Raw genomic sequence first — 22,321 nt, forward strand, 5'->3', positions numbered from 1 at the left:
GACTACTATTCGGAAAGGACGTGCAATTCATGTTAAACGAAAAATTATTGTCCATACTTTCTCATCCCGCCGACGGGGCGGTCTCCATGGTAACCAGCGGTGAAGATGGTCCTCATCTGGTAAATACCTGGAATAGCTATATCGAAGTTACCCCTGATGATAAGCTCCTCATCCCGGCTTACGGTTATAACAAAACAGAAAAGAATTTAAAAAACCGGAACGAGATGATTCTTTCGATTGCCAGCAAAAAAATCGAAGGATACAAAGGAACCGGAACCGGGTTTATCGTAACTGGTTCTACACGTTTTATTACAGCCGGGGAAGATTTCGATCGTATGAAAGAAAGATTCTCCTGGATGCGTGCTATCCTGGAAGTAACCGTAACTTCAGCGAAACAAATGCTTTAATAGTTAAACATAAAGAGACGGTTCTACAATCCATCCAATTGTTTTTCTTATAGCGTAGGCACAACTGCCGAAAAAGCACAAAGAACCCGTGAAATTCACGGGTTCTTCGCTATTTGATATTTACATATTAGAGGCGAACCTTAGCCTTATACTATGGCAAATCAATAGAATTATATTCTCAAAAGCATTTCGTACTGACCAACACTATACTCAAACCCCAATTTAAGAAAGAAATCTTTAGTAGATTTTGATTGATCATCAACATTAAGAGCACTAATTTTAAATGACTCTGTATTTTTTATCATATCTGTCATTATACTTCTTGCTATTCCGTTACCTCTAAAATCCTTATTTACTGCTATTTGGGGAATATCTCCTGTTTTTTTGTCAATAATGCCAAAGCCAACAATGGTATCATCAACACGTACGATAGAATATAGGAATGCTTCCGGTATAGCGCTGATTGAATCAATAGAATTCTGCCAAGAAGGCGCAAAGTCCAAGAACTCCGTTAACTGTTTCAAGTTAATACTGTCAACATGCTCAACCTTATGAGTTGTTATTAGGTTACATTTATTTTTATCTAACTGAAAGCAGGCAAACTCTCTTTGAATTTGGAAGCCTTGTTTTTTGTAAAGTTGAACTGCAGATGTATTCGATTTAATTACTTCGAGCAAATATTGCTCCACTTGTTTATCTTTAAGCAATTCTTTAATAGCTAAAAGCATATTACTTGTTATACCTTGTCTCCGATACTCACCTATAACACCTGTTCCAAGGTCATACACAGTTGATTTCCCATTCCACTTTCGAAATCCATTTAAAACGAATCCAACTAACACTTCATTTTTAAATGCACCGATGGACACTTCGGGGACATAACCTCTTCTTTGAAGCATCTGCATAAACTTCCAATATGGTAAATCTATTTTAACTTGATAATCGGAAAATGCATCTAAAAAGGTTTTATGAAGTGTTTCCGTGCTTGTTTTATCTAATATTTTATAATTTAACATTTGCTATCTTCTCCTTTCTATTTATACTATTACTTCTCATACTCTATTTACCATTATAATACAAAAAAATCCTGCAAGGCTTACTTTATCTTATAAGACTATGACGTTCCTTAACGCAACGGGCAGCCAACTAACGGCTTACCGCAAAACGAAACAATCTGTCAGCATTAAAGATATTCTTTTCCAATCAGGTCGAACGTATCATTTTGACAAGCAGGGCAACCATGGTTTTTTAATTCTTCAATGGTGGGAGAGTCAGGTGACGATTCTTTTAATGCAGGCTTCAGTTGGACAAAAATAAGTATACCCGGCCTAAAGGCCGGGTCAGAGTGTAGACAAATCCCGCTTCAGGCCGGAAGGCCAACAAGCGGGATTTTGTTAATAGTTACGAGTTTCATAAATTTTGATAACATAGACGGAAAAGTTCTTGAAAAAGGCGGTAACATACCGCGCTTTTTTTTCCACATTGCTAACTTCTTTAAATTCATACACGCAAAAAGAAGCGTGAGGTAGTGTTGTACTTTCCTCAAGCCACGATAGCGAGTATAGCGCATTCCATGTCTTTCTTTCGCATCTGCGAAGACACGTTCAATGGTTTGGCTTCGGCGGCGATATAGGTCTTGGCCTTGGTGAGTATGACGGACATCCTCTGCATATTCAACGCAAGATTCCCAGATATGCCGGTTTACGACTTTTGTAAAGTTTTGGCTTTGGGTACATTGCATACGCAGTGAGCATTGGACACATATCTTGGGATTGCTTTTGTATTCCCGATAGCCTTCTCTATTTGTAGTGGAATATTTTAGCACTTGGTTATTGGGGCAGATATAGCAGTCATAGTATTCGTCATAAACATACTCGTATTTCTTAAAGTATCCTTCTTTAGTCATAGGGCGTTTGTAGGGCATAACCGGTATTTTATTTGCTTGCATAATTTCACGACATACTCCCGGCGTTTTGTAACCAGAATCGGCAACTACTGCTTTTATGTCATTAAATTTTTCAATGACATCTTGAAATACATCGGTAAACACCTGACTATCATGAACATTACCTGGGGCTGTTTTAACACCAAGAATAAAATTGTTGCGCTCACAGGCCACTGTGGCGGTGTAAGCAAAGCAACGCTCTTTTTCACCTTTATGGAACATACCACTTTCTGGGTCAGTTGTACTTTCTTTGACTTCCTTTTCTTCAATCATTGTTCCGTCAGAATCATTGTCGTTGTCATCGGTAAAAGGTTTCTTGCCATGTGATTCACGGTCAGCGTTAATTTCAATCATCAATTCACGCTTATATTTATGTACTCGATGCTGGGCCATCTTTTTAACATACTTGTTTTTATTGGCGTTGGCCTTAACATGACTAGCATCAAAAAATACAGCATCTGCTTTGATAAAACCACATTCTATGGCCTCAAATAACACTCTTTCAAAGATTTTTTCAAAGAGGTCACTTTCTTTAAACCGTCTTTCATAATTCTTCCCGAAGGTAGAAAAATGCGGTATCTTCTCCTGAAAGCCGTAGCCTAAGAACCAGCGGTAAGCAAGATTGACTTGAGCATCGCTAATTGTTTGACGCATAGATGTAATACCGTACAAAATCTGCAGTACTAGCAATTTTATCAGAACGACCGGATCGATACTGGGTCTGCCAGTAGTATCACTGTATAAATCTTTAACTTCATCATATATAAAATCGAATTTTATGCTTGCATCAACTAAGCGCAGTAAATGATCTTGTGGAACTAGCTCGCTTAGACAAACAAATTCGACTTGGTCGATTATCACTCTGTTTTTCTTCTTAAGCACGATTATCTCTCCCAATCTCTTATTATCTCTATTTTACTATATTTCACACCGGATTAGAAGAGGTTCTCAAATATAAAAAGGCTGCCGACTTTGTCGACAGCCTGACCCGGCCTAAAGGCCGGGTATTGCTGCAGTTATTTTAAGGTAAATCGATTTTCTCGAGGATGCCAGCCCTTTTTGCCGATAAATATATTTTCGCGGGGCATCTCATCGCCGTCTTTGTACAGATCAAACTTAACAAAATCGCCGTTCCTGACTTTAAAGCTAATTTCGTCAATGCCGCGGCCGGTTAAACGAAAACGGATGGTGTCACGTTTCCGGTCAACTTTAACGAAATCGCCATTTTCCATGTCTTTCTCCTCGATATCATAAAAACGTCCGTCGGTACGAATTAGACCTGTGAACACATGTTGAGAACGCAAGCTGGTGGACTTTAGATGGAATTCGTTTCTGTCGTTATGCCAGACAGACAAACTAGGGATATGCATCATTTGTCTTAGAGATTGCTCAGGACGGCCTTCCGCGCGGTCACTCCACGCAAAAGCATTTCCTGATACGGTAACAAGAAAGCAAGTAAACAAAACCAAAATAGAAAGTTTTTTCAAGAAAATCATCTCCTTAAAGTAGGTTTGATTCGATTATGTAACAAAAATTTGGAAACGGAAACAATAGTAGTCGACAGTTTTACGGCTTCATTCACTTCTTCTTATTTATACCCCCTCGCGTTTACCAAAATATAATAGTTTTAGTATCTTTTAGAATTATATCTGCCTAATTTTAGAATAATTTTAGAAAAGCTGCCTAAAATGACAATAATTTTCGTAAATTAAAAATGACTTCTGACAGCTCTCTGTCAGAAGTCATAATCAAAGGGGATGAGTGTTGTCTCTTATAATTCAATATCTGCCATGCTGCCCGGAGAATCCTTAATTTCAGCGACCAGATCACGCCATTGTTCTATAGTAAGAAAAACCTGACCAGGTTCTACAACGTGAGCTGGCACACGAAAATTGACAGTGTTACCAAAACTGGCTACCGCTAGCACGCCACCATAGCCTGCTAGCGAGATTCGGTCAAAGTCAATTATGGGGAGGGCTTGGTCTAGGAATAATTTTTTGTTTACTGTTAGTTTCATTTATCCTTACTCCTCATAAATCATTTTCTTTCCATGCACCATCTTTTATTTTTAGAGTTTGAAATTCTCCAGGATATTCTCATGCAAATTATTGGTTAGCAATGCATGTATGAGAGTATAGTATTCAGGTAAGCTATCTTTCGACCATTTTAACTCAATTTGAAGTAGTTCTGATGTAATTGCGGTAAGATCAAAGCCAAACGAGTCTAATGAATGGCGCATTTTTTCGGGATATACGCAGGGATGATTATCGGTTCTTTTACAATGCTCGCATAGGTGGCAACCCCCAGAAGCTAGACTAATACTACCCGGGTATTTTACTTCAAGGGCTAGCAGTTCATTCGCAAGTTTATTTTTTACTTCCTTTAAGGTTTGTGTAGTAATATCTCTGATTTTTTCGGGAGTATCAGCCGATTTGATTGTCTCTGCATCATAAATCACTTGGGCACCGAAGAGATAAATATAATGAAAGTCCTGCAAAAATTCATTAGCATTGAATTGTAGCGGTGGGCAAGACCAGCGTGATTTATAATTCTTGCACTCTCTGCAGTAGGCCATAAACTTCTCTTGATCCTGATATTTATTGATAAAATCGCTTAACCGCATTGAGCCAACTTTAATTTTTGTATGATACAAGTTAATTACCTCTCTTCATAGTTAGTTATGTGAGTCAGGTGACGGTTCTTTGACTCATCGTTACTAAACCTGGTTACAATGACCCCACCTTAATTCGACCTATATTCATACTTTCTTGGTAATATTATTTATCATATCTGTTTACCATTATAATACAAAAATCCTGCAAGGTTTGCTTTACCTTACAGGATTTTGCCGTTACTGGCTCAAAGTCCACTAACTAAAGTCATGCCCGTTTTATTATACTGAAATTATTCCAGCCATCTGACTTTTCGCGTCAAATCCGGGTCCAGGCGTGGCCGGGCATCAGGAATGAGCATTGGATATCCCAAAGGGCTAATTGCAACAATTTCTCTGTCGTCCGGAACAGACAACACTTCGCGCAGATATTGCTCATCATCTAAAGGGCCGGTCATCCAGCAACCGCCTAAGCCTAGAGCAGTTGCCGCCAAAAGCATGTTTTCCATTGCCGCACTGGCACTCTCTATAAAAGCCTTCTGATACTTGGGATCTTTATGCGCCTCGACTAATACGATGATGACAGCCGGTGCGCCTCCATAAATATTTGCAAATTGAATAAATTCCTGTCGCGGCATAAACGCTTTGTCTGGCGCTGCATCCCAATCCTTCGTATAATGATCAACAATCTTCCCATAATTACTGCCAAGCATATTTTTCTTATTTCCAGTCACTACCAGGAATTCCCACGGCTGTAAGTTTAGCGCCGACGGGGCCCAATTTGCCGCATCTAATATTTTGAGTATATCCTCCTTGGGAATAGGATCAGGTTTAAACTTGCGAATGGATCTCCGTTTGTTGATTACCTCGAAAAATTCCATACGAACACCTCTTTCCCATTTTTTTGAACTCTAACAAAATAGTACCGTGATACATCGTTTATTGCAAGTACGCACTTTTTTATTATATACTATTAGAAATAGTACTATTGGAAAGGATAAATCCTATGGCAAAATTGGTCTATCATGAAGGAACCTGCCCTATGCTGATTGTGCAAAACATTATCGCAGGCAAGTGGAAACTTCCTATCTTATGGGAGTTAAGCAAGGGAACCAAAAGATTTAATGAGTTGCAAAAACTATTAACCGAAATCTCACAGGGGATACTCACCCAGCAATTGCGGGAACTAGAACAGGACGGGCTCGTACATCGGGAGGTCTATAAAGAAGTTCCACCCAAAGTTGAATATTCGCTGACTGAAACCGGTCAAAGTTTTATTCCTGTACTAAATGTCATATGCAGTTGGGGAAAAGATTTCCTAAGTCTCCGCTTAAAATCCGGCATCACCTAACCGCTTTTCCATATTGGCAAGCATTAGAAAGCCAGAACTTGCGCTCAGCCGCTTCGTTCACCGTCTCAAAAAAGCTAATTCCAGTTAGAAAAAATCCGTTCCCGCTAATTCATCCATATAGATATTCTTACGTCTTCTGAGCATACGAAAACCCCCGGTATGGACTTTTATCCTGTCCATTATCGGGGGCTTACTTTATTTATAAAGTCCTAATTGCTACTTGTTTTTTAGTAAAACTTAATTGGCTGAAGCTATATAATTTAACGGGACAAAAAATCAACTTATATTTTCTGCGCTTTTATAATAAGAAAAGGTGGTCTTCTTCTTTCCTCTTTCAAATCATCATTTTTCATTTCCGCTTCTTTAATTGCTGATGGCTCTAGCACTCTTACAATCTTAAACCCTGTTTCAATCAAAGTATTGATAATAGTTGATGTTGTTCGGTGATATTTAATTACACCATCGATTAACCAGTTTTGTTTTCTAATACCTTCATCATTATAGTTATCCAATATCCAATGAATTTTTTTGCCGTATTCGTCTTTGACCCAACCGTTAGGAACCTTTTTGGCAGTTGCAATGGGATGCTCTTGCGAAAAAATCAAAAATCCATTATTTTTTAGGCAATGATAACTTCTTTCAAGAATGTTTTTTAAGTCAGCAACGTAATGAAATGCTAACGAACTAAGTACTAAATCAAATTGTTCCTTAGGACAATTTATATCTTCAATAGGAAGACATACATATTCTATCTTATCATGCTGATAGAGTTGCCTTGCCCTGGAAATCATTTTCTCAGAAATATCTATGCCTACGACCCGCGCGGCTCCTTGATATATATACCAATAACAGGATTGCCCAAACCCACACCCTAATTCTAGGATTTCCATATTAGTTAAATTTTCGGGCAACAGTGTTCTAAATGCTGGAATCTCAAGAACGTCATTAAGACCTGTTGATTTTTCTCTAAGTTCAATATAGGATTTATAAAAAATCTCATTATCATAGACATTTTGTTTCAAACTAGTTCCCCCCTAATTATTAAATCCCTTGAACTAAATTCACACTTTCTTTGCAATACTAATTATCAATACTCTTTTACATTATAATACAAAAAACCTGCAAAGGGCTTCACTAACAGGATTTATACCCTTGCATTTTCAATTCTAACTTACTAAACTCCGTAATTCTGAAATTTAAATAGTCTTTTTGCGATTTCGTATATTATTTGCTGGAACGAAAAACCTGTCCCGGTGTCCCTTCGGGTCTCAGTAATAGGTCCGTCGTATTTTTATGTTAAGTGTAACAGTATAAAGCATCAAAGAATATACTGTTACCAGGAGGTGATTATTATATCACATCATCATAATGATGACTTTGAGAGATTTGCGTTTTTTGTCTTGCCGACAAACACCAGTGGTAGTGTATCAATCCCCCTTTCTGCCAGCCCTACTACTTTAGCCACCATTACTATTCACTCCGACCGGGATGACGTAGTATTTCTGACTGGAACCGTCGGTTGGCGAGCTGTAACCAATGGTACAGGATTAAGCAAAGCTAATGTATTGTTTCAAATCCGACGCAATGCTGTAGGAGGTTCTTTAATTTTCAGTGCTGACGATAGTGGTGAAGCCAATGGCGATAATAACAGAGTAACCAGCTTTAATCATGTCGATACCAGTATTACGAGTCGCACAACCTATTTCCTTACAGCTCAATTAACAGATGCCGGCAGCGCAGCAACAGTTATTGGACCAATCACATTTACCGCAACGGAGATTGAATTCCATCACGATACTGACTGTGACTGTGACTCTGACTCTGATTTATGTTAAAATCAAGTTTCTGATCGGGTATCACTCGTTTCAAACTTTGCCAATTAAATTCAAGGATTGTTTCTCTTCCATGCGCTGTAGCAAATACCGCAGCATATAAATATGCATACAACAACAGCTAAAGGCTCCAAGCAAATTGCTTGGAGCCTCGGTTTACTGGCGCGGACTTCGAAGCTTCGAGCCTTTACCTTACAGGACTTTTGTTGAGGTTCCTCAACCCTTATTATCTCGAATCTACGTTGAGTTAGGGATTAGCTTTCCGTACTACTTATACAGCTCTGAAGTTCATTACATAGTGCATCAAGAAACTTCTCTACAATTACTTTCGGCATCGTGGACTGAAAAAAATTAACGGCAAAGGTTACTGTATCATTAAACGTACTTGTAACAATCCCCAAGTCAGGTGAAAAGGCAGCCGGCCCAACCAGATAACAATCGACAATTTCTAATGATCCAAACGTAGTTGATTTCTCAGTAATAACTCCAACATTTGAGAGAGTCGGAATACACAATCCGGTCGTAGAGATGTGTTTGCGACGTTGTTGAAAATGTACACAGGCATCTTTAAATCGCAGTTTCCGGTGTGCCATTTCCAGTAAGTACGCACTCTTAATCCCAGGATAATTACGTTTTATTCTTCTTGTTTCCATCAATAAACGTGATAGAGTCTCATCAAATGATTCAACCAAATCATAAGTAAGGGTGACAACCTGCATTGCCGAAAGGTTGCACATGCTTCCTGCTTTGTGATCAGCTAAATACCGCCTCAAGTCTACCGTAAAATATAAAGATATAGTATTGTTTTGTATATCCGCAACTTTTGGTATACTTCTAATAAAAGCAGTTAGTAAAACATCATTAACCGTAGCGCAATTGGCCTTTGCATATTCTGAGATCTTCTTGATTGGATAGTTCTTAACTATAAATGCTTGTTCTTTCTCTTCACCGGATTTGCAGGGAAATGCCACGGTGGGCTCAGATTGATTAACCCCAGTTTTCATTAGTTCATTCAATCCGTTAGTAACATAGTCAAGATTGAATATTTGATCCTGCCCGCGATTCACTGATGTTTTAGATTCTACAACATACTGCAATCCTTTTAATAATTGATTGTAAATTGAGACTAGAAGACATAAGTATTGCTTAAGTCCTGCTGCATCTGAACAAGCATGATTAACTTTTATACAAACAGTATCTACTTCGGTCCTGATTAGTCTCACTTTTATTTGGCAATCCCGGGATAAATTATTGCGAGTACCAACGAACCTTTGCAACTCTTGGTCAAGATTATTAGTTTCAATGATAGAAAAAAAATCAGATGTTTCAAAGTTTGTTTGCAGTTCCCAAAAAGGATGATCGTCATCTGCTATGAAACAGCATCCAAGGATTGGTTCAGCATCTAGGGATATTCGTACAGCTTGTTGCAAGATAGTCTTATTTAATTTTCCATTAAGTCTTAAAATGCAACTGATTTGACTATTGGCAAGATACTTATCAATGAGATAATTAACAGCATCTTGTGCTACCACCGGAAAACACAGTGTGTTCTTTTCCACAGCCCAACCTCCCTGTTCAATTAATTAATTAAATTGAATTAACTATTTTTTTAATAGAAATTATTTAGCTCTTTGAGACTCATAATTCTCAATAATTTTTTTCAATATATCCACATATGTCTTTAATTCATTTTCTGTTAGACACTCTTCCACATATTGGGCGTAAACATTCGCTGCGGCATCATTAATTTCGATCAGTTTTTTACCTTTGTTGCTAACCGTAATAGAATAAAACCGACGATCTGTTGCTGATTGTACTCTTTCAAGAAAGCCGATTTCTTTCAGTCTGTTGACAATAGCAGTAACTGCAGGCTTGGTCACTTTTAGCTTCTCCGCTATCTCGCTATAAGTGGGATTACCCATTCTGTATATAGTATCGAGATAATAATATTGCTTGACCGTCAAATTTGGTAAATCTGATTCCGCGTTAGCTTCTCGATATGTTTGTGATATCTCAATCATTATTTTTCTTAGCTTCATATAAAGATCTGGTAATACCATTGAACACCTACTGTTAAAATTAGTTAACCATGTTTAACTATTATATCCTATGCGGTAAAAAATGGCAATACTTTACCCTTTTTACTTTATCAGAACTACTTTTTCATTAGTTTTCCAACAAAGTACGCAATTAATCCGTATATTGCACCCCAAAGAAACCAGGCATCAATATTGGCAAGGAAGGTTTCCCTGTTTGTTGTTATAAATAATAACGGCAAGAAAAAAGCAATGGCGGGTGCTAAGTATATTCTTTTAGAGATAATCATAACTAATATCCCTACAATGGCCGACACTGCTGGCATAATTCCCATTACAAGCATAAAAGGATTTACATCAATATAGTTATAAAGCAAATTGTTCCTCCTAACCCGGTGGAGTTCTTTCTTTTTCCAAACGATTTATAACCTGCCATTATCAGGTGATTTCCTCTGCTTCAGACAATTGGATGAGTCAGGTGACCGTTTTTTTTACTCATCGTTACTAAGCTTAGCATAACAATCCTAGCTTCACATATCCATACTCTGTTTACCATTATAATATAAAAATCCTGCAAGATTTGCTTCACCCTACGGGATTCTGACGATACTACGAATATTTCCTACCCTCCCGGAGTAATTTCAGACAACGCTCGATGAATAAAACGGGAATAAATAGAAAAACCGCCTCAGTGTGCGGTTAATCAATTTTATGGTATCCAGTTAAAAGCATAAAACAAAGAACAAAAGGTAATGGTGCCAACCGTAATTAATCCACAAACAATATCCCAAAACACTACAAATCCCTCCTTAAAAAACAAAGAACATTTCAGTATATGAGGAAGAATCAGTTTTGATTCTGGAAAATATTACATACATTCGGAGGTTCCACTGCGAGTAGAATATTCGCTTACACTGCAAGGAGAAAGTTTGAAAACAATTATACTTTCTCTAGATGAATGGGGAAAGGAGTACCTTAGTAAAAAATAGAATAAAATTCTAAGCTGTTCTAGTGACTTTTTGAAAAGACGATCAAGAAAGCATGGCAAAACCCTTACAAGACCGTGATTTCGGCTGTAAGGGCTTATTTCTGATCTATGAATATAGGGAATAGACGCTTATTATCCTAGCCATGTTTGCAAATTTAATGCTACTTCTTGTACCTCATTTATACATCTGCTGATATGGTAACCATCACAAACGGCATGGTGCACCTGTATGGACATAGGAATAAATATTTTATTATTCTGCTCGAAATATTTGCCCATAGTAAAAATAGGGAGTAAATATGTTCCATCATTGTATACATTCAGATTAAATCCAGTAAAATTCACCCAAGGGATACTGGATACAGGGAATGTATTGGCTGGTTCATCTAACTTCGGAGTAAAGTTCATAATATTTTCGTAGTTTTTGATATCATCAAGATAATTATTGTAAAAACAAAAAAAACTTTTGTTATACTGTGTCCAGATACTTGAAAATGTTTCGGTTTCCTTATGAAAGATAGTATAACTCGGACTCATACTATCCCAGAATCCTAAATTGCCGTTTCTATCAAAACAAGTGCGGAATTCCTTATGATTATTAACCACAGTTGCAATGATATAAATAATTGTTGGATATAGTTTTAGTTCTTGCAGTTTAATTTCATGCAGTAAATTTGTTATTTCTATATTTACTGTCATGCTATAAGTACACCTAACAGCATTCAAATAGTGTTCAAAGTATGGCTTTCTATTCCAATGTTCAATATCTATTAAATTAAATTTCATAATCCTAGCCTCCTGAGAAGTTTCGTTAACCTATTTTAGGAGGCTACCTCATCTGTCATAACCATTTATACCCTCCACTGAAGTAACTTTTGCATTTCCAGGGTGACGGGGTTATCGGCACCCAGGAACTGACTCAAACATATTCATTTTACTAAAACTTGTTATTTTTTATATTCAAGTACATATCCTGTCACTATAAAACTTTCATTTCCCACTAGGCTTCCAGATGCTTTTTCAACGACTTTGAATCCTATTTTTTTGTAAAGATTAATAGCTTCTATGTTGTTTTCTAATACTTCAATAGATATAACTTTACCTGCTTGTTCCATTGCCACATTTAATAATTTTGTAGCAATGCCTTTTCTATGATATTGGGGATCAACATACAGCCAGGCAATCTCTTCATCATAAAATGCTGTAAATCCTACTACCAGTCCGATTTCATCCTCAGCTACTAATAGTTTATACTCAAACAAACCTTCATTTTCATACGTTTCTTCTAAAGACAAAAAAGCATCTGGAATACCTGCATTATTAAGCTCTATTATTCTTGCTGCATCGTGAATTTCATTTAATCTTTTCCAGTCTTTTTTCTCGTAATTTCTTATTTTCATATTATTGCCCTCTCTCCTTTTTTTGACGTTATTAAATAAGGTTTATAGGAAGGCAAAACATTTCAATAATGGGCTTCCCTCTCTTGATAAAAATTTTAGGATACGTTATGTTGAACATAATTTATTAGTTAAATTTTAATAATTGCTAATACATCATTACCTTCTTGATCCATACCGACTTCAACGAATCCAAAGGTGGCGTAAAAGTCTTTCGCTACAGGATTATTGGGGTTGTAACAGATTTCGATCTCTTCTAATCCATCTGTCCGCTTAATTTCATCAATTGCTAGCAGCAAAGCATTGCGCCCGATACCTTTGTTTTGATAGTTTTGATCCACCATAAATCGCCAAATTGATATTCTTTGTTTTGTTTCAGGCACCCACATGAAAAATCCGACAGGTTTGCCGTCTAAACAAATTGCGCGTGTTTGATAGGAGGTGTTGAATTTGGACTCAACGAGTGACCACATATTTTCTGCTACATATTCATACTGGTTTTCAGCTACAGATAGGTCACAAACATCCTCATAATTACTCTTATTCACATCGGTAAGGGTTATATTCATTTAATGGAATCTCCTTTTGAATTGAGTTAGTAATCCACTTTCGAAGAAAAGACAAAGGCATAGTCATGATTACGAGACGGCTCTTTACATTGCATAAGTAACAAATATTCTTGCCATATATGCTCTTTATTTCTTTGCACTTTTTTCTGTAATAATTTCCACAATTTTTTTAGCATATTCTTGAGTACCAAAATCCTCATAATTACTTAATACTGCAATAGTCAAACGTTCTTCCAGGAATCGCATAAAATGTGAATGGTAGCCAGCCCAGAGTCCTGAATGTTCTAAGTAATGACAATCAAAATCTTCGCCAATAGACAAGCCAAAAGCATAATTTTCATTTTCAATAATTAGTTCACCCGTTGGCAAAGTTTTCGGTCCTATCTCTCCCATTCTTTTAACAAGTTCTTTTCCACCAACAGTACCTGCAGTAAAGTTTTGTCCCCATTTTATTAAGTCCTCCACGTTGGTATGAACTGCTCCATCTCCAGTTTGTTCCCAGGGGCTTTCAAATATTTCATATGCCCCTTGCTCATTCTTCAAGTAGCCACGGGCAATTGGGAGATTGGTGGGATAGCAATCCACAATTGTTGTGTCGTTCATGTTTAAAGGTTCAAAAATACGCTCCTTTGAAAATTCACGCAGACATTCTCCGCTAACTTTTTCAACTACTAAAGATAATAAAAAATACCCTGTATTACTATAATCAAATTTTGTTCCGACTGGAAAATCGGCAATTTGATGATTTTCCAGATGTTCTAGTGATGTTTCAGCAGTTAATTTATCCGTCTCTGAAATCTTCTCTTTTTCAGCTAACTCCATATAATCTACCAATCCACCGGTGTGATGAATTAGATGCCTTAGAGTCACAGGTTCAGCATAAGCTCCCAGGGAAGGTATATACTTTAAAATTGAATCGTTTAGACTCAGTTTACCGTCCTGCTCTAATAGCAAGATGGCGAATGCGGTGAATTGTTTAGAGACTGATGCGAGATTAAAAATTGTTTTTGTTGTTATCGGTAGTTTTTTTTCTATCGATTCTAAGCCAACTGCTCCTTTATAAGTTACGCCATCATCAAAACTTGCAATATAAGCACAACCTGGTTCATTTGATGATAACTTGTTAAACAATTGTTTAATCGCTGCATATGTTAGTTGACTGTGTGTACTATTCATATAATCTTGCCTTTTTGAGCTTTTATCAATTCTCATTTCTCGTTGATACTCCTGACTATTAATTTTTTCCCCGGTATACAGTTTCAAAAAGCACTTTTTTATGATAGCAGAAGAAATCTTCTTCTACCGGATTCGGGTAGGTCATGGTTTTCAGTAACAGATGTTTTTGTCCCGCTTGCAGTGGTGGCTGATAGTAATCAAATTGGTTCAGATGAAAATTTAACCGCTCATAAAATTTAATCCGTCTGTAGGCGACCTCCGTTGCAGGAGGCTCTACATCCAAAAAGACAGTTTTCAAAGCATGGGAAAGATACTCTTTCAGAATTTCTCCACCCAAGCCATCGCCTCGGTATGCAGCATCTACTGCAAAATGTTCAATATAATTAAAATCATTAAATTCCCACACGGCTAGAAAAGCAATGATTTTTTCTCGTTTCTTTCGTACATACAGTTTATAGTGACGACGATTCATCAATTCACGCTGACCATCATAGCTACGTTTTTCACTGGGCGGAAACGAAGCATGCATGATTTCATAAATCCTTGGAAAATTTGATTTTTCAGCCAAAATCAAGTTGTAGTTTGTATTTATCGCTTCGTTTGGATGGATTACATTTTGATTAGGCCTATATTGCATACGTATTTCCTTCTTTCCTTAATTTACAGCTAAAATAGTAATAATCACTGAAATAATGGCTGTTTGCTTTCGTTTATCCTATTATGTTTTTGTACTGAGCATGCTATGTTCGATGCTAGGATGTGGCTGTGCTTCGGTATACCATCATAACGGGCGACTGTCCCAATATCCTTGATGATGTCCCTTTACTGACCTTAGTCAGTTATAAGACAAAAAAATGCCTGGCGACAAGTATGATTCTTTCCTCTCTGATTGCTGATACAAATATACTGACCACAGTCAGTTAAAAGGTAAAAAAGATGTTTTTACACAATTTTTCAGCTAGGTAATAGATAATTCGAGTATTCCTTCTTTAATCCCCAGGATTCGTTCCAATACGGATTCGGCAATTTTTGCTTTAACGCGAAGGATTTCAGCAGGTTCTTTGAGAAAAATGGCATCCCATATACAATTTAGCGTACTCCATAAAAAGGCAATGGTTTCGTCTATATGAATCACATACATGGTTCCCTCTTGATTTCCCTGTTGGATTATGTCAGCCAGAAGAGGGTTAAAGACGGTTTCAACCTGCTGTTGCCAGATATGGTAAAGTAAATTGAATTGTTTCTCATTCCATAGCCTGTCAAAAAGAACATCAAGCGGATCGGGAAGAAACAACTGTAAAAGAAAAGATTGTAGTTTGTTTAATCCAGAGAGCTGGCGGCTTTTCAATTGGAAGGAAGTGGCCAGCTCGGTGGCCCAGCGGGCGCAGATGGCTTCCAGAATGGCTTCCTTAGTGGAAAAGTAGTAGAAGAAGGTTCCCTTGGCTACGCCGGCCTTTTTTACAATGTCAATAATCATTGTTTTTTCATAGCCGGCTGAATTAAATAGCTCCAAGGCCGCATCGATTAACTCTAACCGCCGGACTTCGGGATCTTTTCTGATTCTAGTGATAAACAGCACCTCCTGACAGGGTACACGACCATTTACCCAGTAGTATTTAAAAGAATACTGACCCGAGTCAATAAAATTATATGAGTAATTGAAATTTTTGTCAAGAGATGGTTTACATTCCGGTCATGGCACTCTCTAGCCATTAACCGGTTACTTTTATTTTGCCCTTTTTTGTTTAATTACTTGTTCGATCATTGCTATATTATTTGTTATAGTATTAATTTCCGTTTCATAATGCCGGGCTTTATGACCAGGAATATGAACTGTTGTATTAATAAGCCAAAATTTCCTTTCTTGTTCAACATCTTCTAAAAGATCTTTTTCTTCAGAAAGTACCACCTCTAATTGTTCCAAAGACATGGCCGTATATTTGTCAATTTCATTCATTTGTAACTCCTCCTATCTAGCAGTATTTTAATGATTCTATCCATTAATCATTCACTGCAATGTATACTTTTGGTTAGTCAGATTGATTCTATGTGTTCTGCTTTTTCAATTTGACAAAGTAACGTCTTGAAAACCGGGAACCCGGAAATAGGATCCCTGTTAGTAAAATCAGTAAGCACATTGACGTTAGCATCCCGCCATTCGGATGCCTGCACCGGGGCTCCGCCACCCATATTTACCTCTACCGTTCCTGGCATCACTCGGACGGTAACCTTCGCATAATAGCCAATCTCGCCACGTTTTGTCCGGATAATCACTTTATCTTTATCCTGAATATTTCTGTCTGCCGCATCTTTAGGATGAATCAATACCTGCGGTCTAGGCTGCAGTTTTAATAATCCAGGAATATTTAAGTGCTGGGAGCGAAAGGTGGAATGGATTCTGGCCCCGCTGTTCATTACTAGCGGATATTGTTGGTGCAATTCCGGACTGCCCAGCGGCCCTTCCAACGGTTCGTGATATATCGGAAGTGGATCATAGCCGCATTCTGCCAGAAGATCGGATGTAATTTCCAGCTTGCCAGACGGCGTATTGAATCCGGAAAGCCCATCAGGACGCAGTAACCCTGTCTCATACTTTCTATACTGCCGCGGAGACACAGGCAAGCGGACACCTTCTGGGTGATTGAGAAGCTCGGCTAATAACTCCGGCCTGCGGGCAAAAGCTTTTTCTAACAGTTCACTTTCACTTTGCGGATAAAAATTCCCATAACCTAATCGTTTAGCAAGCTCTGAAAAAATGAACAAATCGTTTCTTGCTTCACCAATTGGTTTAATCACCGGCTGTCGCAAACGCACATAGCCGGGATACCGCTGATAAGAAGTGTTCTCAAAATAAGTGGTAGCCGGTAATACTACATCAGCAAACAATGCATCCTTAGTCATAAAGCGGTCGATTACCAGCATAAAATCCAACTTTCTAAAAGCCTCTTCCCAAATTTGGGGTTGCGGATAGGAGGTCAATATCGATGCCCCGTTATTCAAAAGAGCTTTTATCGGATACGGCTCACCTTCCAGCACGGCTTTGGGAAATTCCATAAACTGAGCACACCCGGTCAGTCTATAAAATAATGGATATTCGGCCGCACCGATCGGCAAAAGACCCTCAGGTTTTACGAATTCACCAGCTGTAAAAAACGGCTCTCCCGGAGAATCAATATACAAACCACCGGGTACATCCAAATTTCCGGTCAGCGCCCACAAAATATACACGGCCCGAATGGTCTGCACGCCGCAATTCGAATATTCAAGACCAGTATACGTCTTAAGCGTAACCTGTTTTGTTCCGGCTATCTCCCGCGCCAATGCCAGCACCGTTTCCTGTGGCACTTCGGTTATGGCCTCTACTTTTTCGGGAGTAAAAGTCTGTACATATTCCCTTAACTCCTCAAATCCTTTGGTCCACTTACTAACAAACTCCTTATCATATAGCTTTTCATTAATGATTACCCTCAACAATCCTAAGGCTAACGCCCCGTCTGTCCCGGAACGTACAGCGACCCACTGATCAGCGCGGCCGGCAATATCACTACGCATATGATCAATTGCAATAACTTTACTGCCGTGTTGTTGGGCTTTTATAATACGCTCATAGATAAAGGGTGGGGAATCAGTGGCTGGATTTGCGCCCCAAACCACAATCAGCTGGCTATTTTCGAAATCAGACAATAACAGCCGCCCATCAAGACCAAATGTGGTCATTGGTGCAAAAACACCATATGAGACATAACATAAAGAACTCACGCTAGCAATATTCGGCGACCCAAAAGGCAGCAATAATTTGGAAGCTACTGAATCATTCAAATCCTTCGCGCTATTGAAGTCCAGCACGGACTGCTCAAAGGCCCCACGTCCCGAATGGCTTATTAACGCTTGCGGTCCATATTTTTCTTTGATGGCCAGCATTTTTTCGACTACTAAATCCAGCGCTTCATCCCACTTGGCCTCGCGGAATTTACCCTCGCCCCGTTCTCCCACCCGGATAAGCGGTTTTTGCAGCCGGTCAGGAGAGTGCACCACTTCAGCAGCATGCTTCCCCCTCACACACAATGCACCAAAAGGAGCCCCGGTCTGCGGTTTAACGTCAACCAGCTTGCCATCTTCTATTAGTGCTTTAATCGCACATCCGCCCGGGCAAACCCCGCAAATCGTGTTCAGCATTTCCGTCATGCTTATTTTCCTCCCCTTTTCCCAAAATTGATTGAATCTCCTCATATCAAATTGACAACCATCGTCCATTTGGATAATATTAATCAAAATACATCTTTCATAATCCTAATTATATACAGAAACACTGAATACTCCATGAATAATACTATCCTAAATTAGCACGATATTGTTATTTCACAAATAAAGGAGTAAACTTTATGATTATTGCCAGTAACGGCCAGATGGTTCACGCAAACACAAAAGGTGACTTTCCGATTAATATAGGTCATAGGGAGTATTATGATTCTGGGCCTATTTTTAAAAAACATTGGCATGAAGAATTAATGATCTTCTTTATAAAGGCTGGAAGTGCCGTGATTCACTGCAACTCCCAACGAATCCCGGTTAGTGCAGGAAACTTGGTCGTCATAAATTGCAACGACCTACATTATATAGAAAATTGTTGTAACCGCCTTGTTGACTCCTTCATGCTTATCGACTTAACATTCCTATGCAGCCATAATGATGACGTATGTCAAACCAAATACATCACCCCTTTATTGCAGAATCGCATCCGCTTTCAAAACAAGATAGAAAATGATGACGAACTAGTTAGCCAGTTTCTGACTCTGATTGACGAATATGAGCAGAAAAGTACGTGCTATGAATTATGGATAAAAGCCGGTGTTTACCGCCTTATTGTTCTGCTTATGCGGCGGCATACGGTACCTGTCACAGATAAAATTCAAAGCCGGCAGCATTATCAACTACGGCTGGTTTTAAAATATGTCGATGCGCATTATGATCAAAAAATTACCCTTAAAGACCTTGCCGCCATGGCCAATATTTCTCCTCATTATTTGTGTCGTTTATTTAAAGAAATTACCGGTATGCCGCCTATCGCATATATTAATTTTTTACGGATTAATGCGGCGATGGAATTACTACAACGACACCATTTGCCCGTCGGTGAAGTTGCCCTAGCTGTCGGCTTTAGTGACAGCAGCTATTTTAGCCGCTTATTCAAGAGATATAAAAAAATCTCGCCAGCTAAGATACCTAAAGAATCTACCTAACAGCGTAACTACTTTTCAATCGCATCAAACACATTCCTCATAAGAAAGATAATACAAAAAAATAAACATTCGTTGTCGATCACACGAATGTTTATTGGCGCAACTTATCATTTACCACTTAAGACAAGAAAATTTCCTTTTTTCTGGCTTTCATAAAATTCTACTTCAAAGAAAAATCTTTCGATAATAATTCTGTTAACCATCTCCTGCACCTGTCCAGACAAATCGTCAACGCCTTTTTCTATCGAGGTCAACAGGTTTCTTCTGTCTTCCAGCGACAAAGTTGACGGTACAACCAAGTCAAACGTAGGCTCAATCCATTTATCGGTATAATTAGCAATAAAACTCATCATTCGTCCGGCAACCGTTTCAATGAAGTCGGTTTCATCCGACATATACAACAACCATTGCCGGATAACCGTCTCTATTTCCGTCAAATCAGGTTCGGATCTATCTGGAAATGGAATTAGCTTTGCCACCAAAATAAGTTCCTCCTCTAGCCATAAAATCCGCCACTACAGCGCCCTCAATATATATTTTTTTTCATTATCGCATGTAATTATTTAAAATATATTTAGAGTTAAAGGAACCTGGATGCTAGACACTCTTCTCCTAAAACCATCATCGAAATGGAACGATGGAACAAGATTCGTTCCTATAATAAAAATAACTTCTGACAATTCACTGTCAGAAGTTATAATAAAATAGTCGGGTATTATGGGAAAACCAATGCACCCTGTTCATCAATTTCTATAAAGGGATTCCAAGCCACCTCCCATAAGTATCCATCCGGGTCGGAAAAATAGCCGCTATACCCGCCCCAGAAAACCTTTTGCGCTTTCTTGACGATCTTTGCTCCTGCTTGTTCTGCTTTTTTCATCACAGCATCTACTTCCTCAATACTATTGGCATTATGTGCTAAGGTAATGCCGGCAAAACCAACTCGTTCAGGGCTCACCGTTGCATCTTTGGCAAGTTCGTCAAACGGAAATAATGCTAACCCTACGCCGCCTAAATCGAAAAAGATAATATTTTCCTCGCTGGCGTTTGATGGCTTCCATCCCAATCCATCCTGATAAAATACTCGTGACCGATTTAAATTACTAACGCCCAAGGTAACTATAGTAAGCTTTTGCCGCATGCAATAAGACCCCTTCCTCATACATTATGTTATAGGCACCCTAACATTACAATTTCAACGCAGGAAAACCGTTTCCTAGTCTTTCGGCTATAGCTTCAGTATATTCATCCGGTTTACCCGCTGGACTAATGTCGAAGAAGCCTCACCCCGTCCCGGGACATCTTCCGGTGAGATAGTAAGCTGACGGGCGATAACGTCTCTGACCCTTGGCCCGCAAAAATTCCCCTGACACCGGCCCATACCTGCCCTTGTCCGGCGGGCAACAGCCTCCAGAGAATTAATAGGAATACCCCTGTGTAAACAATCAATGATTTCCGTCTCAGTGACTTGTTCGCATCGGCAAATAATATGCTGTTTTGGATCACTTGCATTAATATCACCGCTAAAGTTATCAGCCTTCTTAATAATTATGGGTTTCCGCAAAAGCTCAAAATTTCTCTTGGGCTGAAAGGATATCCCTGCTGCCTGAAGTATATCAGCTACCTTTAAGGCAATTGCCGGCGAAGACGTCAGGCCCGGGGAATCAATACCAATTAAATTGATAAACCCTTTTACCTTGCTTTCTTCAATAACCCAATCCTTTTTGTTGGATACCGGCCGGTTGCCAGCAAAAGATTTCAATGCTTTTTTTATGTTAAAATCAGGAACTGACCGCCGGGCCGTATCGATGATAAATTTAAGTGTTGTTTCGTCAGTGCTTAAGTCTTCTTTATCTTCAATTTCTTCCGCATTCGGTCCAAGCATAAGATTACCGTGATAGGTCGTTGTCACCAAAATACCTTTTCCAAGCTTTGTTGGAACTTGGAAAATCACAGATTTAGCCAAATAGTTTTGATCTTTATCGAGTAGAATATATTGACCACGACGCGGAGTTATTTTATATTCATCAATACCAACCATTCGCGCGATCTTATCACTATGAATACCAGCCGCATTGATTATATACCGTGAACTTATTTCTTCCCCATTGTCGGCAAAAATTTTAAAATAATGATCAAGTCTCATAATGTTTGTGGCTTCGGTGTTAAGTTTTAGCACTACCCCGTTAGCAACTGCATTTTCCGCTAAGGCAATGACAAGTTCATAGGGAGATGTTACTCCAGCGTTCTCGCAATATAAGGCTGCACATACATCAGTACTTAAATGCGGTTCCATTTTCCGTGCTTCATCACCACTTATGACTGCCAAACCTTTTACCCCATTTTGTCTTCCCTGTTCAGCCAAGCGCTGTAATGCCGGTAATTCATCGTCTCGGAATGCCACAACGAGTGAGCCCGTCTTACGATAGCCAAAATTCAGCTCTTTCTCCAATTGTTCATACATTCTGTTCCCCTTCACGCACAGCTCAGCCTTTAGGCTGCCAGGTTCGTCAGAGTAACCGCCATGTACAATCCCGCTATTCGCTTTTGAGCAGCCGCAGCCGACATCTTCCTGTCTCTCCACTACACATACTTTCAGCTCATACCGGGACAAATACCTGGCAATATTCATGCCGACTACCCCTGCGCCAATAATACAAATATCATACATCATTTTCCCTCCTCATCTCAGCTTCAAAATAATAGATAATAATTTTTCATTAGTTGTTTTTATCTATTTTACCATTAATTAGTAGTACTGAAAACAAA

Annotated in this window: 25 protein-coding genes and 1 pseudogene; 5 read left to right on the forward strand and 21 right to left on the reverse strand. The window is 38.7% G+C overall.

Annotated elements, in window-relative coordinates; translation table 11 throughout:
- Positions 1-29: 29 nt before the first annotated feature.
- Positions 30-407 carry an FMN-binding protein gene (locus tag SRRS_RS22990; RefSeq protein ID WP_371363741.1) on the forward strand — a complete coding sequence of 126 codons (378 nt, stop codon included), beginning with the start codon at positions 30-32 and terminating at the stop codon, positions 405-407.
- Between the two features lie 170 nt (positions 408-577).
- Here SRRS_RS22990 and SRRS_RS22995 read toward each other — a convergent pair whose 3' ends face one another.
- From SRRS_RS22995 to SRRS_RS23020, 6 genes and pseudogenes are all read right to left on the reverse strand, one after another.
- Positions 578-1,423: a GNAT family N-acetyltransferase gene (locus SRRS_RS22995; RefSeq protein ID WP_371363742.1), complete on the reverse strand. Its 846-nt coding sequence runs from the start codon at positions 1,421-1,423 to the stop codon at positions 578-580.
- 452 nt (positions 1,424-1,875) lie between these two features.
- Positions 1,876-3,234: pseudogene (locus tag SRRS_RS23000) on the reverse strand (IS1182 family transposase); the annotation flags it as partial.
- Positions 3,235-3,368: 134 nt separating this feature from the next.
- Positions 3,369-3,839: a hypothetical protein gene (locus SRRS_RS23005; RefSeq protein ID WP_371363743.1), complete on the reverse strand. Its 471-nt coding sequence runs from the start codon at positions 3,837-3,839 to the stop codon at positions 3,369-3,371.
- Positions 3,840-4,123: 284 nt separating this feature from the next.
- Entirely contained in the window at positions 4,124-4,369 is a 246-nt protein-coding gene (locus tag SRRS_RS23010) for a hypothetical protein (protein WP_371363744.1), read from the reverse strand.
- 51 nt (positions 4,370-4,420) lie between these two features.
- Positions 4,421-5,005 carry a DUF2284 domain-containing protein gene (locus SRRS_RS23015; protein WP_371363745.1) on the reverse strand — a complete coding sequence of 195 codons (585 nt, stop codon included), beginning with the start codon at positions 5,003-5,005 and terminating at the stop codon, positions 4,421-4,423.
- Between the two features lie 251 nt (positions 5,006-5,256).
- Entirely contained in the window at positions 5,257-5,844 is a 588-nt protein-coding gene (locus SRRS_RS23020; protein WP_371363746.1) for a nitroreductase family protein, read from the reverse strand.
- A gap of 125 nt (positions 5,845-5,969) precedes the next feature.
- Between SRRS_RS23020 and SRRS_RS23025 the strand changes: the two genes are divergently transcribed.
- Positions 5,970-6,314 carry a winged helix-turn-helix transcriptional regulator gene (locus tag SRRS_RS23025; RefSeq protein WP_371363747.1) on the forward strand — a complete coding sequence of 115 codons (345 nt, stop codon included), beginning with the start codon at positions 5,970-5,972 and terminating at the stop codon, positions 6,312-6,314.
- Between the two features lie 281 nt (positions 6,315-6,595).
- On the opposite strand, the gene SRRS_RS23030 is transcribed toward SRRS_RS23025, so the two are convergent.
- The gene (locus SRRS_RS23030; RefSeq protein WP_371363748.1) at positions 6,596-7,336 is read right to left on the reverse strand and encodes a class I SAM-dependent methyltransferase; all 741 of its coding nucleotides are present in this window, start codon (positions 7,334-7,336) and stop codon (positions 6,596-6,598) included.
- 378 nt (positions 7,337-7,714) lie between these two features.
- On the opposite strand from SRRS_RS23030, the gene SRRS_RS23035 reads away from it, so the two are divergent.
- A complete protein-coding gene (locus tag SRRS_RS23035; RefSeq protein ID WP_371363749.1) occupies positions 7,715-8,149 on the forward strand; it encodes a hypothetical protein in 435 nt (144 codons plus the stop codon).
- A 251-nt stretch (positions 8,150-8,400) separates the two neighbouring features.
- Here the strand turns inward: SRRS_RS23035 and SRRS_RS23040 are convergent, their stop codons facing one another.
- The 3 genes from SRRS_RS23040 to SRRS_RS23050 form a co-directional block, all read right to left on the reverse strand.
- A complete protein-coding gene (locus tag SRRS_RS23040) occupies positions 8,401-9,705 on the reverse strand; it encodes a hypothetical protein (RefSeq protein ID WP_371363750.1) in 1,305 nt (434 codons plus the stop codon).
- Between the two features lie 60 nt (positions 9,706-9,765).
- On the reverse strand, positions 9,766-10,206 hold the full coding sequence (locus tag SRRS_RS23045) for a MarR family winged helix-turn-helix transcriptional regulator (RefSeq protein ID WP_371363751.1): 441 nt from the start codon (positions 10,204-10,206) through the stop codon (positions 9,766-9,768).
- A gap of 95 nt (positions 10,207-10,301) precedes the next feature.
- On the reverse strand, positions 10,302-10,559 hold the full coding sequence (locus SRRS_RS23050) for a hypothetical protein (protein ID WP_371363752.1): 258 nt from the start codon (positions 10,557-10,559) through the stop codon (positions 10,302-10,304).
- A 495-nt stretch (positions 10,560-11,054) separates the two neighbouring features.
- Here SRRS_RS23050 and SRRS_RS23055 point away from each other — a divergent pair, with 495 nt between their 5' ends.
- A complete protein-coding gene (locus SRRS_RS23055) occupies positions 11,055-11,171 on the forward strand; it encodes a winged helix-turn-helix transcriptional regulator (RefSeq protein WP_371369914.1) in 117 nt (38 codons plus the stop codon).
- Positions 11,172-11,302: 131 nt separating this feature from the next.
- On the opposite strand, the gene catA is transcribed toward SRRS_RS23055, so the two are convergent.
- From catA to SRRS_RS23095, 8 genes are all read right to left on the reverse strand, one after another.
- On the reverse strand, positions 11,303-11,956 hold the full coding sequence (catA, locus tag SRRS_RS23060; protein ID WP_371363753.1) for a type A chloramphenicol O-acetyltransferase: 654 nt from the start codon (positions 11,954-11,956) through the stop codon (positions 11,303-11,305).
- Positions 11,957-12,117: 161 nt separating this feature from the next.
- Positions 12,118-12,570: an N-acetyltransferase family protein gene (locus tag SRRS_RS23065; protein ID WP_371363754.1), complete on the reverse strand. Its 453-nt coding sequence runs from the start codon at positions 12,568-12,570 to the stop codon at positions 12,118-12,120.
- A gap of 128 nt (positions 12,571-12,698) precedes the next feature.
- Entirely contained in the window at positions 12,699-13,136 is a 438-nt protein-coding gene (locus SRRS_RS23070; RefSeq protein ID WP_371363755.1) for a GNAT family N-acetyltransferase, read from the reverse strand.
- A 126-nt stretch (positions 13,137-13,262) separates the two neighbouring features.
- Positions 13,263-14,348, reverse strand: a complete 1,086-nt coding sequence (locus SRRS_RS23075; RefSeq protein ID WP_371363756.1) for a serine hydrolase domain-containing protein — start codon at positions 14,346-14,348, stop codon at positions 13,263-13,265.
- A 22-nt stretch (positions 14,349-14,370) separates the two neighbouring features.
- On the reverse strand, positions 14,371-14,949 hold the full coding sequence (locus SRRS_RS23080) for a GNAT family N-acetyltransferase (RefSeq protein WP_371363757.1): 579 nt from the start codon (positions 14,947-14,949) through the stop codon (positions 14,371-14,373).
- 321 nt (positions 14,950-15,270) lie between these two features.
- On the reverse strand, positions 15,271-15,891 hold the full coding sequence (locus SRRS_RS23085; protein ID WP_371363758.1) for a TetR/AcrR family transcriptional regulator: 621 nt from the start codon (positions 15,889-15,891) through the stop codon (positions 15,271-15,273).
- 147 nt (positions 15,892-16,038) lie between these two features.
- A complete protein-coding gene (locus tag SRRS_RS23090; protein ID WP_371363759.1) occupies positions 16,039-16,269 on the reverse strand; it encodes a hypothetical protein in 231 nt (76 codons plus the stop codon).
- A 77-nt stretch (positions 16,270-16,346) separates the two neighbouring features.
- Positions 16,347-18,497, reverse strand: coding sequence for a molybdopterin-dependent oxidoreductase (locus SRRS_RS23095; protein WP_371363760.1), 2,151 nt, complete (start codon positions 18,495-18,497; stop codon positions 16,347-16,349).
- A 197-nt stretch (positions 18,498-18,694) separates the two neighbouring features.
- On the opposite strand from SRRS_RS23095, the gene SRRS_RS23100 reads away from it, so the two are divergent.
- The gene (locus SRRS_RS23100) at positions 18,695-19,552 is read left to right on the forward strand and encodes an AraC family transcriptional regulator (RefSeq protein WP_371363761.1); all 858 of its coding nucleotides are present in this window, start codon (positions 18,695-18,697) and stop codon (positions 19,550-19,552) included.
- 107 nt (positions 19,553-19,659) lie between these two features.
- On the opposite strand, the gene SRRS_RS23105 is transcribed toward SRRS_RS23100, so the two are convergent.
- The 3 genes from SRRS_RS23105 to SRRS_RS23115 form a co-directional block, all read right to left on the reverse strand.
- Positions 19,660-20,034, reverse strand: a complete 375-nt coding sequence (locus SRRS_RS23105; protein WP_371363762.1) for a hypothetical protein — start codon at positions 20,032-20,034, stop codon at positions 19,660-19,662.
- A 233-nt stretch (positions 20,035-20,267) separates the two neighbouring features.
- The gene (locus SRRS_RS23110) at positions 20,268-20,693 is read right to left on the reverse strand and encodes a VOC family protein (protein WP_371363763.1); all 426 of its coding nucleotides are present in this window, start codon (positions 20,691-20,693) and stop codon (positions 20,268-20,270) included.
- An 87-nt stretch (positions 20,694-20,780) separates the two neighbouring features.
- Positions 20,781-22,226, reverse strand: a complete 1,446-nt coding sequence (locus SRRS_RS23115) for an NAD(P)/FAD-dependent oxidoreductase (RefSeq protein ID WP_371363764.1) — start codon at positions 22,224-22,226, stop codon at positions 20,781-20,783.
- Positions 22,227-22,321: the final 95 nt, after the last annotated feature.

It is taken from the genome of Sporomusa rhizae, assembly GCF_041428845.1.
Taxonomy (GTDB): Bacteria; Bacillota; Negativicutes; order Sporomusales; family Sporomusaceae; genus Sporomusa; species Sporomusa rhizae.